The 14654-nt window shown below is 72.1% G+C and carries 13 protein-coding genes; 9 read left to right on the top strand and 4 right to left on the bottom strand.

What is annotated here, in order from left to right; translation table 11 throughout:
* The first annotated feature begins 25 nt into the window (after positions 1 to 25).
* Positions 26 to 958, top strand: coding sequence for a transketolase (locus M2271_RS39535; RefSeq protein WP_280892303.1), 933 nt, complete (start codon positions 26 to 28; stop codon positions 956 to 958).
* A 227-nt stretch (positions 959 to 1185) separates the two neighbouring features.
* On the opposite strand, the gene M2271_RS39530 is transcribed toward M2271_RS39535, so the two are convergent.
* From M2271_RS39530 to pdxA, 3 genes are all read right to left on the bottom strand, one after another.
* Positions 1186 to 1866, bottom strand: coding sequence for an SDR family oxidoreductase (locus tag M2271_RS39530; protein ID WP_280892302.1), 681 nt, complete (start codon positions 1864 to 1866; stop codon positions 1186 to 1188).
* Positions 1867 to 1980: 114 nt separating this feature from the next.
* The gene (locus M2271_RS39525) at positions 1981 to 2790 is read right to left on the bottom strand and encodes a DeoR/GlpR family DNA-binding transcription regulator (protein WP_280892301.1); all 810 of its coding nucleotides are present in this window, start codon (positions 2788 to 2790) and stop codon (positions 1981 to 1983) included.
* Between the two features lie 43 nt (positions 2791 to 2833).
* Positions 2834 to 5167 carry a 4-hydroxythreonine-4-phosphate dehydrogenase PdxA gene (gene pdxA / locus M2271_RS39520; RefSeq protein WP_280892300.1) on the bottom strand — a complete coding sequence of 778 codons (2334 nt, stop codon included), beginning with the start codon at positions 5165 to 5167 and terminating at the stop codon, positions 2834 to 2836.
* A gap of 262 nt (positions 5168 to 5429) precedes the next feature.
* Here pdxA and M2271_RS39515 point away from each other — a divergent pair, with 262 nt between their 5' ends.
* The 8 genes from M2271_RS39515 to M2271_RS39480 all read left to right on the top strand — a co-directional run bounded on the left by M2271_RS39515 (position 5430) and on the right by M2271_RS39480 (position 13981).
* Positions 5430 to 7004: an ABC transporter substrate-binding protein gene (locus tag M2271_RS39515; RefSeq protein WP_280892299.1), complete on the top strand. Its 1575-nt coding sequence runs from the start codon at positions 5430 to 5432 to the stop codon at positions 7002 to 7004.
* A gap of 3 nt (positions 7005 to 7007) precedes the next feature.
* Positions 7008 to 7937, top strand: coding sequence for an ABC transporter permease (locus tag M2271_RS39510; RefSeq protein ID WP_280892298.1), 930 nt, complete (start codon positions 7008 to 7010; stop codon positions 7935 to 7937).
* Between the two features lies 1 nt (position 7938).
* The gene (locus tag M2271_RS39505; protein WP_280892297.1) at positions 7939 to 8853 is read left to right on the top strand and encodes an ABC transporter permease; all 915 of its coding nucleotides are present in this window, start codon (positions 7939 to 7941) and stop codon (positions 8851 to 8853) included.
* Positions 8854 to 8856: 3 nt separating this feature from the next.
* Positions 8857 to 9738, top strand: coding sequence for an ABC transporter ATP-binding protein (locus tag M2271_RS39500; RefSeq protein ID WP_280892296.1), 882 nt, complete (start codon positions 8857 to 8859; stop codon positions 9736 to 9738).
* On the top strand, positions 9735 to 10646 hold the full coding sequence (locus M2271_RS39495) for an ABC transporter ATP-binding protein (RefSeq protein ID WP_280892295.1): 912 nt from the start codon (positions 9735 to 9737) through the stop codon (positions 10644 to 10646). The genes M2271_RS39500 and M2271_RS39495 overlap by 4 nt, the downstream gene beginning before the upstream one ends.
* A gap of 310 nt (positions 10647 to 10956) precedes the next feature.
* On the top strand, positions 10957 to 11937 hold the full coding sequence (locus M2271_RS39490) for an aldo/keto reductase (protein WP_280892294.1): 981 nt from the start codon (positions 10957 to 10959) through the stop codon (positions 11935 to 11937).
* An 86-nt stretch (positions 11938 to 12023) separates the two neighbouring features.
* Positions 12024 to 12803, top strand: a complete 780-nt coding sequence (locus M2271_RS39485; protein WP_280892293.1) for an aldolase/citrate lyase family protein — start codon at positions 12024 to 12026, stop codon at positions 12801 to 12803.
* Positions 12800 to 13981, top strand: coding sequence for an exo-alpha-sialidase (locus tag M2271_RS39480; RefSeq protein WP_280892292.1), 1182 nt, complete (start codon positions 12800 to 12802; stop codon positions 13979 to 13981). The genes M2271_RS39485 and M2271_RS39480 overlap by 4 nt, the downstream gene beginning before the upstream one ends.
* A 140-nt stretch (positions 13982 to 14121) precedes the next feature.
* On the opposite strand, the gene M2271_RS39475 is transcribed toward M2271_RS39480, so the two are convergent.
* A complete protein-coding gene (locus M2271_RS39475) occupies positions 14122 to 14481 on the bottom strand; it encodes an MmcQ/YjbR family DNA-binding protein (protein ID WP_280892291.1) in 360 nt (119 codons plus the stop codon).
* Between the last annotated feature and the right edge of the window lie 173 nt (positions 14482 to 14654).

Genomic DNA, 14654 nt, shown 5'->3' with positions numbered 1-14654 from the left:
CTCCTACCGAAAGGCCCTGACTCCCATGGAGACCATGCGTGATCGTTTCGCCCCGGTCGTCTCGCGGTTGCTCGACGAGGATCCGCGGGTCGTGGTCGTCCTCGCCGAGATCGGCCGGGACGGATTCACCGAGGCACAGCGCCGGCATCCGGACCGGGTCGTCAACGTCGGGATCCGCGAGCAGTTGCTCGTCGGGGCGGGGGCGGGGCTGGCGCTGACCGGGCTGCGGCCCGTCCTGCACACGTTCGCCAGCTTTCTCGTGGAGCGGCCCTTCGAGCAGGTCAAGCTGGACCTCGGGCACCAGGATGTGGGGGCCGTGCTGGTCAGCGCCGCCGCGTCCTTCGACTGGCCGGCGGGCGGATACACGCACATGGCTCCCGGCGACGTGGCCCTGCTCGACACCCTCGACGGCTGGACCGTGCATGTGCCGGGGCATCCGGACGAGGCCGAGATGCTCCTGCGGCACGCGGTCGCCGCGGGCGACGACAAGGTGTACGTACGACTCTCGGCGCAGTCGAACCGTCGGGCACACCCGGTCGACGGCGCCCGTTTCCGCACCGTGCGCGAGGGACGTTCCGGTGTCGTCGTCGCCGTGGGGCCCGTGCTGGACGACGTCCTCGACGCCGTGGCGGACCTGGACGTGACCGTGCTGTACGCGACGACCGTGCGCCCGTTCGACGCGGGTGCGCTGCGCCGGGCCACGGCGTCGGCCGGGACCGATGTCGTGCTCGTCGAGCCGTATCTGGCGGGCACGTCGACCCCTGCCGCGAACGACGCGCTCGCCGACGTACCCCACCGGGTGCTCGGCCTCGGGGTGGGCCGGCGTGAACTGCGGCGGTACGGGGACGTGGCGGAGCATGTCGCCGCGCACGGACTGGACGCCCGGTCGCTGCGGGAGCGGATCGGTGGGTTCGTCGGGGAGCGGGAAAGGGCCGGGGCGGTGGCCGCGCGCTCGTGAAGCGGGCGGCGCACGGCCGGCGTCGATTTCGCCGGGACACGCTCAGCCCATGGCCGGGCGTCCCCACTCGGGGTGAGCGTAGAGCAGTCGGGTGGGGGCCGCCTGGCGCCGGGTTCGGCGAGGACGGTGCGGAGTTCGCCCTCGTCCTCCAGCTCGTGGCGAGGTGGGCCCGGATCCAGGCTGACCGTGTCTCGTGGTCGGCGATCCAGACGGATGTTCAGGGGCCGTCACAGTGAGGCCCCGGCGCACTGCACGAGCTGCTGGCCGGTGATCGCGCCGCCGTCCGGCCCGAGGAGGAACGCGGCCAGGCCGGCGACCTCGTCGGCGGAGACGAACCGGCCGAGGGGCGGATGCGCCGGAGGTGTGCGGGCGCGGCCGGGGTCGGACAGCATCGGCGTGTCCGTCGGGCCGGGGGCGATCACGTTGACGGTGATGCCGCGGCCGGCCAGCTCGGCGGCCCAGGAGCGCGCGAGCGCGGGCAGCGCGGCCTTGGTCGCGGCGTACTGGCTCTTGCCCGGCACGCCGGTCGCGGTCCGGCTGCCGACGAGGACCACCCGGGCCCCGTCGGGCAGCCGGTCCGCGAGCGTGTCGACGAGGATCGTGGCGGCCTGGACGTGCACCCGCCACATCAGCTCGCCGTCGTCGGCGGACAGTTCACCCAACGGTGCCGAGCGCTGGAGCCCGGCGGCGTGCACGACCGCGTCGGGAACGGGTACACCGTCGAGGATCCGGACCAGCGCGGTGGGCTCGGCGAGATCGGCCGGCAGCCAGGTCAGTCCTGGCGCGGGCACCGGACGGCGGCGGCTGATCCCGGTGACCTGCCATCCCTCCCGCAGCAGGCGACCACTGATCGCCGCGCCGATCCCCGAACTGACGCCGGTGACCAGGGCCCGCCGCGTCTCAGACATGGCACACCCGGGCAGGACACACCCGCCCGACCCGCGTCCCGGCGCGCTCGCCACTCTCCGTGAAGGTCATCCTGGGGTTCGTCGTGAAGGTCATCGTGGAGGTCATCGTGAAGGTCATGAGGGCGACGTGTGCTCCAGCTCGGTGGAATGTGTCACCTCGGTCAGCACCACCTCGATGCCGCGCCCGCGCAGCTCGTCCACGATCGACGGGTCGGCCCCGTCGTCGGTGACGAGGGTCCAGTCGGCCGGGAGCTTCGCCCAGGCGTGGAAGGGGCGGCGGCCGAGCTTCGCCGCGTGCGCGAGGACGTACACATGGTCGGCGCGGCGGGCCATCAGTTCCTTCAGCCGTGTCTGGCGCAGGTCGGCCTCGCAGATGCCGTGCTCGGGCGAGATACCGTCGGTGCCGAGGAAGACCCGGTCGAAGGTCATCCGCTCCAGTGCGGCCTCGGTCAACGGACCGACGAAGCCCTGACTCAGGGGCCGCAGGGTGCCGCCGAGACACTCGACGTGCACCGTCTCGACGTCGGAGAGTTCCTGCAGGGCTGTCAGCCCCGTCGTCGCGACCGTCAGTTCCTTCGCCGAGCGCAGTTCGTGGGCGAGGGCACCCACGGTCGAGCCGGCGTCCAGCAGCACGGTTTCACCGGCACGCACCTCGGCGGCAGCCCGGCGTGCGATGGCGCGCTTCGCGTCGAATGCCTCGCCCGTACGCTGCCTGAGCGACGCCTCGGGGTGGGCGGTCAGCGCCATGGCGCCGCCGTAGGTCCGGGCCAGACGACCGTCGGCGGTCAGCCTGGCGAGGTCCCGGCGGATCGTGGAGGCCGTGACGCCGAAGCGTTGCGACAACTCCTCGACGCTGGTGAGGCCGGTTGTGGTGGCCACGTGCAGGATCCGTTCACGCCGGGCCTTGGATCCGAGGGGAGGCATCTGTCGTGGAGTCCTTTTCTGCGCGGACTGCGAAGCGGCGGTCTCAGCGAACCGGTACGGACGACATCTCGGCTGCCTGGCGCACGGCCTCGACCATGCTACCGGCCTCGGCCACGCCCTTGCCCGCGATGTCGAAGGCCGTTCCGTGGTCCACCGAGGTGCGGATGACGGGCAGTCCCACGGTCAGGTTGACGCCCGCCTCGATGCCCAGCACCTTCACCGGGCCGTGCCCCTGGTCGTGGTACATCGCGACGATCAGGTCGTAGTCGCCCCGCCCGGCGAGGAAGAAAGCAGTGTCGGCCGGGAGGGGGCCGCGGGCGTCGATGCCGTCCGCGCGCAGCACGTCGAGGGCGGGGACGATCTTCTCCTCCTCCTCGCCGTAGCCGAACAGTCCGTTCTCGCCCGCGTGCGGATTGATGCCGCAGACGCCGATGACCGGCTTGGCGACACCGGCCCGGACCATCGCCTCGTGACCGCGGCGCACCGTGCGCTCGACCAGGCCCGGCTCGATGCGCCGTACGGCGTCGATCAGGCCGATGTGGGTGGTGACATGAATGACCTTCACCTTGGGCGTGGACAGCATCATGGACACCTCGTCCACTCCGGTGAGGTGGGCCAGCAACTCGGTGTGGCCCGGGTAGACATGCCCGGCCGAGTGCAGGGCCGCCTTGTTGAGAGGCGCGGTGCAGATACCCTGCACGGCGCCCTTCATCGCGAGGTCCGCGGCCACCCGTACGTACTGGTAGGCGGCCTCGCCGGCCAGGGCGGACAGTTCGCCCCACGGCAGGTCGGCGGGGAGCAGATCCAGGTCCACGACGTTGACCCGGCCCGGCGGGAACTCGGCCTCGGCCGGGGTGGTCACCGAGACGATGTCGCAGTCGACGCCTTGGATCGCGGCGGCCTGCCGCAGCCGTTCGGCATCACCGATGACGACGGGACGGCAGCGGGCGAGGGTGTCCGGGTGCAGCAGCGCCGGGACGATCACCTCGGGGCCGATGCCCGCGCCGTCCCCCATGGTCACCGCGATGAGCGGCAGCGAACGGTGGTTGTCGGCGGTCGGGGTCACGTTCACCGGGAGGTCTCCTTGCGGTGGGAGGTGGGGAAGGTCCGGCCGGAGCGCCGTGGCGATCCGCAGCAGGGAGTCGGTGTCGCCGAAGCTGCCGGGCCGGGTGACGACATGGCGTCCGTCGGGTGTGCGTGTGTGGACGGCGCCGTGGTGGATCTGGCCGAGGGGCACCAGGTGCGGAACACCGAGCGCGTCGAGGACGCGGCGGGCGGTCTCACCGCCCGTCAGGACGAGGTCGGCGTCGTCCGCGCGGTCGGCGGCGAGGCGGGCGAGTCCGGCCACCAGGCAGCGGGCCGAACCGGGCCGGATGCCCGGGCCACTGTCGATGCTGAGGACGGTGACACCGTTCGACACGTCGTCAGACGGGCCCGGTACGCCCGGAGGTGACAGGGCGTCGGAGTTCAGGGCATCGGAGTTCAGGGCATCGAGGTGCAGGGCATCGGGGTGCATGCGTACATGGCGTGCACCCAGCTCCGTGAGTTGCGCGATCTGCGCAGGCGCGGAGGGATCGGCGGTGCCGACGACGACCAGGAGGGGCCGTTGCCCGCGCCGCCCTGCCGGAGCCCCTTGTCCCGCCGTGGTCGGTGCCGATACTCCCTCGGTTCGCCTCAGCAGGCGGCCGACCGACGCGGCGAGGCCGCTCGTGCCCAGCAGACGCACGCCGGGCCCGCAGGCGAGCGCCGCCTGGGCGATCTGGTCCAGGTCGGTGTCCGTCTCTGCGTCGCACACCGGAAGGTGTCCGGCGGCGATCGCCGCGCGCAGTGCGGCGGGCAACGCGTCGCCCCGTACCGCCTCCAGCGGGACGAGCGTCGTACGGCCGTCCCCGAGCGCGGCGGAGATCGACGGCGGGGGTGCGGCGCTCTCCGCCCGCCAGACGTCCGTAAGGTGCAGGGGGACGCCGTCGAGATGGACGACACCGCCCCGGACCGTGCGGCCGAGGGCGGGCAGGGCGGTGGCGACGACGACACCCTCGGCGCCCTCGGCGAAGGCGGCCGTCTCGGCGGCGAGGTTACCCCGCAGGAGCGAGTCGGCCTTCTTCAGCACCAGAACGTCCGGGGGCACGGCTCGCAGGGCCACGCGTACGCGCCGGGCAGCGTCGGCCGCGGGCAGGCACCGGCAGTCGAGGTCGACCACGACGGCCTCGCCGTCCGGCTGCGGGTCCAGGGAGGCCGGACCGAGCACGATCCGGCCCGGCACCCCGAGCGCCACCGCGGTCTCCGCCGCCCCGGACAGGTCGTCGGCGAGGGCGAGGACACGTCGCTGCGCCCGCTCGCCGTGGAAAGGGGAGGGGGCTGGGGCGGGGAAAGACATGTCATCCTCCTGGACCCGTAGTGGACCTGTGGTCGACCCGTAGCGGACCTGTGGTCGGCCCGCAGTCGACCTGCGGTCGAAGGAGGCACGCAGCGCGGCCTCGCCGCTCGATGATGACACAGCCTGCGCGATGCGCGCGAGACCCCTTGCGTGATTCGCGCAACCGTGGAACGGTTTCCGGCGCGACAGAAACCGACGGCGTCCTGCGGGACCGGACGCCGTCCCGAGCCGGTCGCCGCACAGAAAATCCGAGAGGTCGACGATGACCCGAACTCCCCCGAGTGAGACGCCCAGCCGTCGCACCCTGCTGCGCTGGGGCGCCGCGGGCGGCGCCGGTCTCGCTCTCTCCCCGCTGGCCGCCTGCGCCGGCCCCACCGGCGCCCCCGGCCCCGGCACCCTCACCCTCGGGCTGAACCGCTCACTGGTCAGCCTGGACAACAAGCTCAACCAGTTCGACGCCGCGGTGACCGTGCAGCGGGCCGTGCGCCAGGCCCTCACGGCCATCGGTCCGGACATGCGACTCGGACTGGTCCTCGCCGACCGGTTCGAGATGACCGCACCGACCACCTGGAGCGCCCGCCTGCGCGACGGGATCCGCTACTCCGACGGCCGGCCCGTGACCGTCGACGACGTGGCCACCGCGGTGCGGATGTACGCGGACGTCGCCGGCTCGTTCATCCTCGGCCTGTTCCCCGAACTCCCCGAGGTCGAGACGACCGGCGAACGCACCTTCCGGCTCCACACCCGCAAACCGGTGCCCGTCCTCGACCGGCTGATGGCCAACATCCTCATCACCCCGGCGAAGGACAACCGGCCCGAGGAACTCCGCTCCGGCGTCGGCACCGGCCCCTACCGGGTGGCCGGCGCCAACAGCGGCGCGGGCGAGTACACCCTGGCGCGGGTCCCGGGGTACTGGGGCGGGCGGCCGTCCGTCGAACGGGTCCGCGTCCGCTTCGTGCCCGAGGAGTCGAGCCGGGTCGTCTCCCTGCGCAGCGGCGAACTGGACGTCATCGACACCATCACCCCCGACTCCGCCGAACAGCTCACCGGGCTGCCCGGCGTGCACCTGGAGCAGACCTCCGGGGTGCGGATCTGCCAGCTCTTCTACAACTTCCGCAAGCCGAGGAAGCACCCGCTCGCCGACGCCCGGGTGCGCCGGGCGCTGACGTACGCCATCGACGGCGAGTCCATCGTCCGGGACGTGCTCACCGGCTCGGCCGAGCAGGCCCGGGGAGTCGTCCCCCTCAGCCTCCAGGGCGCCGAACGCACCGGCCGTTACGCCCACGACCCCTCACGGGCCCGGCAGCTGCTCAGGTCCCTGGGCGCCGACGGGCTGCGGATCAGGATCATCTGGGAGTCGGGCGAGTTCGCCGCGGACGCCTCCGTGATGGAGGCCGTCGCGGAAATGCTGAAGGAGGTCGGCGTGCGCGCCGACCTGCAACAGTTCGAGCCCGGCGGTGACATCCTCAAGTGGCGCCAGGGCAAGGGCGGTGACTGGGACGTCATCGGCAACGGCTTCCCCGGCCCCACCGGCCAGGCCGTCACCATGCTGCAGGCGATGTACGCGGGCACGGCCGAGGACGAGCGCACCGGTGACGCGTTCATGGGCTACGTCGTCCCGAGCATCGCCCGACAACTGTCCGACGCGGCCACCGAGACCGACACCGCCACCCGTGACCGCAAGCTGGCCGCCGCCCAGCACGCCGTCTGGGACACCTGGCCGGCGATGTGGGCCTTCGTGCCGAAGACCGTCCTCGCCCGCCGCGCCCGCGTCGACGGCATCCGGCTGCTGCCCGTCAACTCCTACGACCTGACCGCCCTGCGGCTGGAGGGCTGAGCCATGACCAAGTACCTCGCCCGCCGTCTCGGCCAGAGCCTGCTGACCGTCTTTCTGACTCTCTCCACGGTCTTCGTGCTGGTCAGGCTCGCCCCCGGCGACCCCGCCTCCGCCTACGCGGGGCCGACCGCCACCAGCGCCGACCTGGAGCGGATCCGCGCCCAGTTCGGCCTCGACAAACCCCTGATCGCCCAGTACGGGGTCTTCCTGCGCGACCTGTTCAGCGGCGATCTCGGCACCAGTTACTCCTTCCACGACTCCGCCCTCAACGTGGTCCTGGACCGCATGCCGTACACGATCACGCTCTCCGTCGCGGCGATCGCCCTCACCGTGGCCGTCGCGGTCCCCCTGGGGGTGTGGATGGCCCGCCGCGCCGACACCTCGCGCGAACTCGGAGCCAACATCCTGACCATCACCGGACAGTCCATGCCGGACTTCTGGACCGGTGTGATGCTGCTGACCGTCTTCGCCGTGCTGATGCCGGTGCTGCCCGCCTCCGGCTTCACCTCCTGGAGTGGCCTCGTCCTGCCGACCGTCACCATCGCGACCCTCCAACTGGCCCTCATCTCCCGGCTCGTACGCCGCGAGATGACCACGGCGCTCGCGTCGCCGTACATCACCGTGGCCCGCTCACATGGTGTCTCCGAACGGGCCCTGACCTGGCGATACGCCCTCGCCAACTCGTCCGTCCCGCTGGTCACCGCGATCGGCACCCGCTTCGCGGCACTGCTCAACGGGGTCGTCGTGGTCGAGGTCGTCTTCGGCTGGCCCGGTGTCGGCTCCCTCGTCGTCCGCGCCCTGGAGACCCGCGACTACCCGCTCATCCAGGCGACCGTCCTGGTCACGGCGACCCTGGCCATCCTCGTCCAGCTTCTCGTCGACCTCGCCTACCCGTTCCTCGATCCGCGGGTACGACTCGGAAAGGCGGCCTGACATGTCCGCCACGCTCACTCCGTCCGACTCCACCGCCCGGCCCAGCGCCGTCACCGCGAAGGATCTGGCCCGCGCCACCGCCACGAGGCAGCGGCGCAGCGCCCGCTTCAAGCTGTGGGCAGGAGCCCTGTGCACCGCGCTGGTCGCCCTGCCGGTGGCCCTCGCGAGCCTGCTGCCGCTGCCGGACCCGGACGCCCAGAACCTCACGGGGCGCCGGCTGCCGCCGCTCACCGACGGGCACCTGTTCGGCACCGACCAGCTCGGACGCGATCTGCTCTCCCGCATCCTGCACGGCGGCCAGGTGTCGCTGTCCGTGGGCATCCTCGCCGTCCTCGTCTCCGGTCTCATCGGAATCGTGGCCGGCTCGGCGGCCGGCTACTTCGGAGGCTGGATCGACACGATCGTCAGCCGCCTCCTGGAAGCCCAGCTGGCGCTGCCCCTGCTGATGATGCTGCTGCTCGTCGTCGCCCTCTTCGGCCCGTCGGTCACCGTGATCACCTGCGTGATCGCCATCGCCCAGTGGCCGGAAGTGGCCCGGCTGACCCGCTCCCTGGTCCTCGTCGAACGCGAGAAACCCTACGTGGCGGCCGCCCGACTGCTCGGCATGCGCAGCTGGTCCGTCCTGGGACGGCACATCGTCCCCAACATCCTGCGCCCCGCGAGTCTGGTGGTCCTGCTGCTGCTCGCCCAGGCCGTGCTCCTGGAGAGCGCCCTGAGCTTCCTGGGCGCCGGACCCCAGCGGCCGTTCGCCACCTGGGGCCGCATCATCTCCGACGGCCAGGACTACATCACCACCTCCTGGTGGCTGGTCACCCTCCCCGGCCTGGTCATCGCCGTCCTCGTGGTCGGCGTCAACCTCATGGGAGACGGCCTGCGCGACCGCATCCGTACGACGAAGCCGGCGAAGGGAGCCTGAGCCATGTCCCACGACAACACCTCGCCGCCCGCCGGAGCCCTGCTGGAGGTCGAGGACCTGCAGATCGAACTGGTCACCCATCGCGGCGTCGTCCGCGCCGTCGACGGAGTGAGCTTCACCGTCGGACGCGGTGAGACCGTCACGCTGATCGGCGAGTCCGGCTCCGGCAAGTCCACCACCGCGATGGGCGTGCTGCGGCTGCTGCCCGAAAGACTCGCCGTGCTGTCCGGCACCGTCCGCATCGGCGGCGAGGACGTCGTCGCCGACCCCGAGGCGGCCCGGCGGGTGCGCGGCCGCACCGTGTCCCTGATTCCCCAGGACCCGATGACCGCGCTCAGCCCCGTCCACACCATCGGGCGGCAGCTCGGCGACGCCCTGCGGCTGCGCCACCCCGGCCTGTCCCGGGCCGAGGCCCGCGAGCGCGGCACCCACCTGCTGGACCAGGTGCGGATCAGCAGGCCCGAGACCCGCTGGAAGGCATACCCGCACCAGTTCTCCGGGGGCATGCTCCAGCGCATCCTCATCGCCGTCGCACTGGCCGCCGAGCCGCGGCTGCTGGTCGCCGACGAACCCACCTCCGCCCTGGACGCCACCGTCCAGGCGAGCGTCCTCGACCTGCTGATGGAACTACAGGAACGCACCGGCGTGGGCATGCTGATGATCACCCACGACCTCGGCGTCGCCCGGCTGGTGTCCGACCGCATCCACGTCATGAAGGAGGGCCGGTTCGTCGAGTCGGGGCCGGCCGAGCAGATCGTCGAGCGGCCCGCACACCCGTACACCGGGAAACTGCTCGCGGCCGTCCCGAACCTCGGGCCCTGGGACGAGGACGGGCTGGACGAGGGCGGGCTGGACGAGCGCAGCGCACAGGGAGCCATCCGATGAGCCATGCAGCAGTGACACCGGACCCGGCCGACGCGGCCGACGCGTCGACGTTTCTCGCCGTCGAGGACCTCGTCGTCGACTACCCCACACCGACCGGCACCGTGCGTGCCGTCGACCACGTCAGCTTCAGCGTGCCCCGGGGCGGCTCGCTCGCCGTCGTCGGCGAGTCGGGCAGCGGCAAGTCGACCATCGCCTGCGCGATCGTACGGCTGCTCAAGCCCGCCGCCGGGCGGATCATGCTGGACGGCACCGACCTCGCCGCGCTGCCCGAGCGGCGCCTGAGGCCGCTGCGGTGCCGCATTCAGATGGTCTTCCAGGATCCCTACGGATCCCTCGCCCCGCACCTGACCGCCCTGGAGATCGTGGCCGAACCGCTGCGCGTCGCCGGCCTGAAGGACAAGACGGAGCGGCGCCGGCGCGCCGCTGAACTGCTGGACCGCGTAGGACTGCCGACCACGGCACTGGAACGCCGGCCCGACGAATTCTCCGGCGGGCAGCGGCAGCGCATCGGCATCGCCCGCGCCCTGGCCTCGAAGCCCGACCTGCTGGTGTGCGACGAGGCCACCTCTGCCCTCGACGTGTCCGTGCAGGCCCAGGTCCTCGATCTGCTGCGCGAGCTGCGGGAGGAGACCGGCATCACGTACATAGTGATCGCCCACCACCTCGGCGTGGTGCGCGAGATCAGCACCGATGTCGTCGTCCTGAAGGCGGGACGGGTCGTCGAGCGCGGTCGCACCGCCGACGTGCTCGCCGCCCCCGCCGAGCCCTACACCCGCGCGCTGCGCCGCGCGGCCCTCGACCCCACGGCGATACGGGGACTCAAACCCCGCACACTTGCGGCCTCGGCCACGGTCGCACCGGGGCCCCACTCCCCCCTCACCGTTTCACCGGAAGGAACCGGCAATTGAGCCCTCCCCCAGCCGAAGCAGGGGGATTCCTGGCTCAGGAAGCCCCGCTGGTCAGCGACCAGAAAGGTCTTACTCCCTCAGCACCAGCCGGGACGGAACCTGCCCGGGTGCCCGAAAGCGTTGATGTGCGCCGGCTTGGTTCTCGCTCGGCGCGTCGTACGTGCTTGGTTCTCGCTACGCACAGTACGCAGCTTACCCGATCGTGTAGCCGGCCTTTCGCCCTTGAGGCGAAACCCCGTCCGCTGCCCTGCTCCGCAGGGGTTCGATTCCTCCCCGGCCCGAAAGCCGGGGCATCCTCGAAGGAGACCCCGTGACCACCGGCATCGAACTGCCGAACGTGCCCGTGCCCCTGTCCCGGCTCGTCCTCGGCACCATGACGTTCGGCGACACCGTCGACCGGGCGGGCGCCGCGGACATGCTCGCGACAGCGCTGGAGGCAGGCATCACCGGCGTGGACACCGCCAACGGCTACGCCGGCGGCGAGAGCGAACGCATCCTCGCCGGGCTGCTGCCCGCCCACCGGGAGCGGATCGTGCTCGCCACCAAGGCCGGCATGCCGCACCCCGACCAGGGGGAGCACGCCCCGCTGTCCGCCCCCGGCCTGCGGGCCGCCCTGGACGGCAGCCTCAAACGCCTCGGCACCGACCGCGTGGACCTCTTCTATCTGCACCAGCCGGACCGGACCACACCCCTCGCCGAAACCCTCGCCACTGTCGCCGAGTTCGTCGCCGAGGGAAAGGTCCTCGCGCTCGGCGTCTCCAACTACGCCGCCTGGCAGATCGCCGAACTCGTGCGCGTCGCCGACGAGGTGGGCGCCCCCCGCCCGGTCCTCGCCCAGCAGTTGCACAACCTGCTCGCCCGCCGGATCGAGGAGGAGTACGTCGAGTACGCCGCCGTCACCGGTCTGCGCACCATGGTCTACAACCCGCTCGGCGGAGGCCTCCTCACCGGACGGCACCGCTACGAGAAGGCCCCCGAGGGCGGACGGTTCGGCGATTCCCGGCTCGCGGACATGTACCGGCAGCGCTACTGGGACCCGCGCCTTTTCGACGCGGTCGCCGAACTGAGCCGGGTCGCCGAGGGCGCGGGCATCCCGCTCGCCGAACTGGCCCTGCGCTGGCTCCTCGACCGGGCCTCCACCGACGCCCTGCTGCTCGGCGGTTCACAGACCGGACACCTGCACGCCAACCTCGTCGCCGCCCAGGCCGGACCGCTGCCCGCCGACGTCACCGCCGCCTGCGACGAGGTCGGCGCGGGCCTGCGCGGCCCCATGCCCGCCTACAACCGCTGAGCCGCCCGTACGGGACCTCGAAGCCCCCGCCCCCGCCTCCTCTCCCCCCTGTGCCCCCTGTGCCCCCTGTGAAGGAACAACCGCCCATGACCCCCGCAGAGTTCACCGCCGCCCTGCGCGCCCGCGAGCAACTGCTCGGCTACTGGTGCCTGATGGACGCGCCCGTGGCCACCGAACGCATCGCCCGCCTCGGCTACGACTACGTCGCCCTGGACGCCCAGCACGGACTGTTCGGCTACTCCGGCATGCTCAACAACCTCCTCGCGATCGACAGCCGGGGCTCCACGGCCGTCGGCCTGGTCCGGGTGGAGGCCAACGACCCCGCCCCGATCGGCCGTGCCCTTGACGCGGGCGCGACGGGAGTGATCGTGCCGCTGGTCGACACGGCCGCGCAGGCCGCCGAGGCGGTGGCCGCGGTCCGTTATCCGCCGCTCGGCCGACGCTCCTACGGTCCGATGCGCTCCGCGCTGAGGATCGGTCCTGACCCGGCCGACGCGCACGACGCCACGGTCGTCCTCGCCATGATCGAGACGGCCGAAGGACTCGCCGACGTCGAGGCGATCTGCGCGACTCCGGGCCTCGACGGCGTCTACGTCGGCCCTTCCGACCTGCGCATCGCCCTCGGTGGCGCGTCTTCCACGGACCCGGCCCTGGCCGACGCCTTCGAGGCCGCGCTCGGCACCGTACGCGAGGCCGCGGCGGCCGCCGGAATCGCCGCGGGCATCCACAATCCGGACGGGGCGAGCGCCGCCAAGCGCCTCGCCGAGGGCTTCACCTTCGCGACCGTCGCCTCCGACCTGGTGCACCTGGAGCAGACCGCCCGCCACCACCTGGCCGCCGCCCGGACCTCTGGAGAAGCACTGTGACGAACCCACTCCTCGACGCCTTCGACCGCACCGACACCATGCTGCCCGCACCGGCCGTGCAGAACCACGCCGCCAATCTCACCGTGCTGCCCGGCGGGGAGCTCGGCTGCGTCTGGTTCGGCGGCACGCAGGAGGGCATGGCGGACATCAGCGTGTGGTTCTCGCGCCTCGCACCCGGCACCACGACATGGACGGACCCGGTCCGCCTCTCGGACGACCCGACACGCTCCGAGCAGAACCCCGTGCTCTTCCCCACGCCCTCGGGCGCCCTGTGGCTGCTGCACACCGCCCAGAGGGGCGGCGACCAGGACACCGCGGAGGTACGACTGCGCGTCAGCCACGACAACGGCACGACCTGGGAGGCGACCCGAACGCTGTTCGCCGCGACGCCGGGGAACGGCGGCGTCTTCGTCCGTCAGCCCCCTGTCGTCCTACCCACCGGCCGTCTGCTGCTGCCCGTCTTCCGCTGCCGGACCGCCCCCGACGAGAAGTGGTCGGGCGACCTCGACACCAGCGCCGTCATGATCAGCGACGACGAGGGCGGCACCTGGCGCGAGCAGCCCGTGCCCGGGTCCACGGGCCTGGTCCACATGAACGTCCACCGGTTGCCGGACGGCTCCCTGCTCGCCCTCTACCGCAGCCGACGCGCCGACGCCGTGCACCGGTCCGTGTCGCTGGACGACGGCGACACCTGGAGCGAGCCGGAGCCACTCGGGCTGCCGAACAACAACTCCTCGATCCAGTACGTCCCGTTGGCCGACGGCCGTCTGGCCCTCGTCTACAACCACAGCAGCGCCGCCGACGCGACCGCCCGCCGCGTCTCCCTCTACGACGAGATCGACGACACGGGCGGCCTCGCCGGTCACAAGGCCCCGGGCGGCTCGGCGGCGACCACGGCGGTACGGCATGCTCCCTCGGCCTCGTTCTGGGGTGCCCCTCGCGCCCCGCTCAGCCTGGCCCTGTCGTCCGACGGTGGCCGCAGCTGGCCGGTGCGCGCCGACCTCGTGACCGGCGACGGCCACTGCCTCACCAACAACTCCCGCGACGGCCTCAACCGCGAACTGTCCTATCCCTCGGTGACGCAGACACCGGACGGGGCCCTCCACATCGCCTACACCCACCACCGCAAGGTCATCCGCCATATCCGGCTCACCCCGCACGAGCGGGTAGGCGAGTGACCGCTCCTGGGGCCCTTCGGGGCCGCGACGGCGGTTGAACGCATCGACGGCGAGCCGGGGCGATGCCCGCGGCCTGCCCGGCCATCAGGGCGTACGCCGTACGGGACGCATGGTGGCGCATCCGTTGATCCGCGGAGTCTTCAGTCTCCGGTCGGCAGTCCCAACTCGGGGTATGCCTCCAGGAGTGGGGAGGGCGCCGCCTGGCGCCAGGAGTCGGCGAGGATGGCGCGCAGTTCGTTCTCGTCCTCCACCGCGGCGAGGTGGGCCCGCACCCAGGCGAACTGCGCCTCGTGATCGGCGATCCAGAACTTCTGCGGCTCCGCCAGGACCAGTTCGTCGCGCTCCTCCTTGGGACAGCGCACCGCGAGGGAAGTCTCGTTCTCGGGAAGTGTGGCGAACATCTTGCCCGCGACCCGGAAGGTGGGCATGCTCCAGGCGATCTTCTCCGTGGTGTCCGGCAGGGACAGGGCGATCCGTCGTACGTCTTCGGCATCCGGCATGACAGGCACCGTAGCGTCCGGCACTGACAATCACCTGGTGAGAGCGCTCACCGCGGCTTCGGTGCGATTGATCACGCTAGCTAGTGCCGCATCAGGCAACGTTCGCCCTGTCGTGACGCGCCGTCCGGGTGCTGTACCGGGCAGCGTGTGGCTGTCAGGGTGTGTCGGTGGCA

Origin of the sequence: Streptomyces sp. LBL, from assembly GCF_029893585.1 — a bacterium.
GTDB lineage: Bacteria > Actinomycetota > Actinomycetes > Streptomycetales > Streptomycetaceae > Streptomyces.
This window is presented reverse-complemented; position numbering and strand designations above follow the sequence as displayed.

Coding starts and splice junctions, on each gene's coding strand:
- M2271_RS39535 (WP_280892303.1), top strand. CDS start 26: ATGGAGACCATGCGTGATCGTTTCGCCCCGGTCGTCTCGCGGTTGCTC.
- M2271_RS39530 (WP_280892302.1), bottom strand. CDS start 1,866: ATGTCTGAGACGCGGCGGGCCCTGGTCACCGGCGTCAGTTCGGGGATC.
- M2271_RS39525 (WP_280892301.1), bottom strand. CDS start 2,790: ATGCCTCCCCTCGGATCCAAGGCCCGGCGTGAACGGATCCTGCACGTG.
- pdxA (WP_280892300.1), bottom strand. CDS start 5,167: ATGTCTTTCCCCGCCCCAGCCCCCTCCCCTTTCCACGGCGAGCGGGCG.
- M2271_RS39515 (WP_280892299.1), top strand. CDS start 5,430: ATGACCCGAACTCCCCCGAGTGAGACGCCCAGCCGTCGCACCCTGCTG.
- M2271_RS39510 (WP_280892298.1), top strand. CDS start 7,008: ATGACCAAGTACCTCGCCCGCCGTCTCGGCCAGAGCCTGCTGACCGTC.
- M2271_RS39505 (WP_280892297.1), top strand. CDS start 7,939: ATGTCCGCCACGCTCACTCCGTCCGACTCCACCGCCCGGCCCAGCGCC.
- M2271_RS39500 (WP_280892296.1), top strand. CDS start 8,857: ATGTCCCACGACAACACCTCGCCGCCCGCCGGAGCCCTGCTGGAGGTC.
- M2271_RS39495 (WP_280892295.1), top strand. CDS start 9,735: ATGAGCCATGCAGCAGTGACACCGGACCCGGCCGACGCGGCCGACGCG.
- M2271_RS39485 (WP_280892293.1), top strand. CDS start 12,024: ATGACCCCCGCAGAGTTCACCGCCGCCCTGCGCGCCCGCGAGCAACTG.
- M2271_RS39475 (WP_280892291.1), bottom strand. CDS start 14,481: ATGCCGGATGCCGAAGACGTACGACGGATCGCCCTGTCCCTGCCGGAC.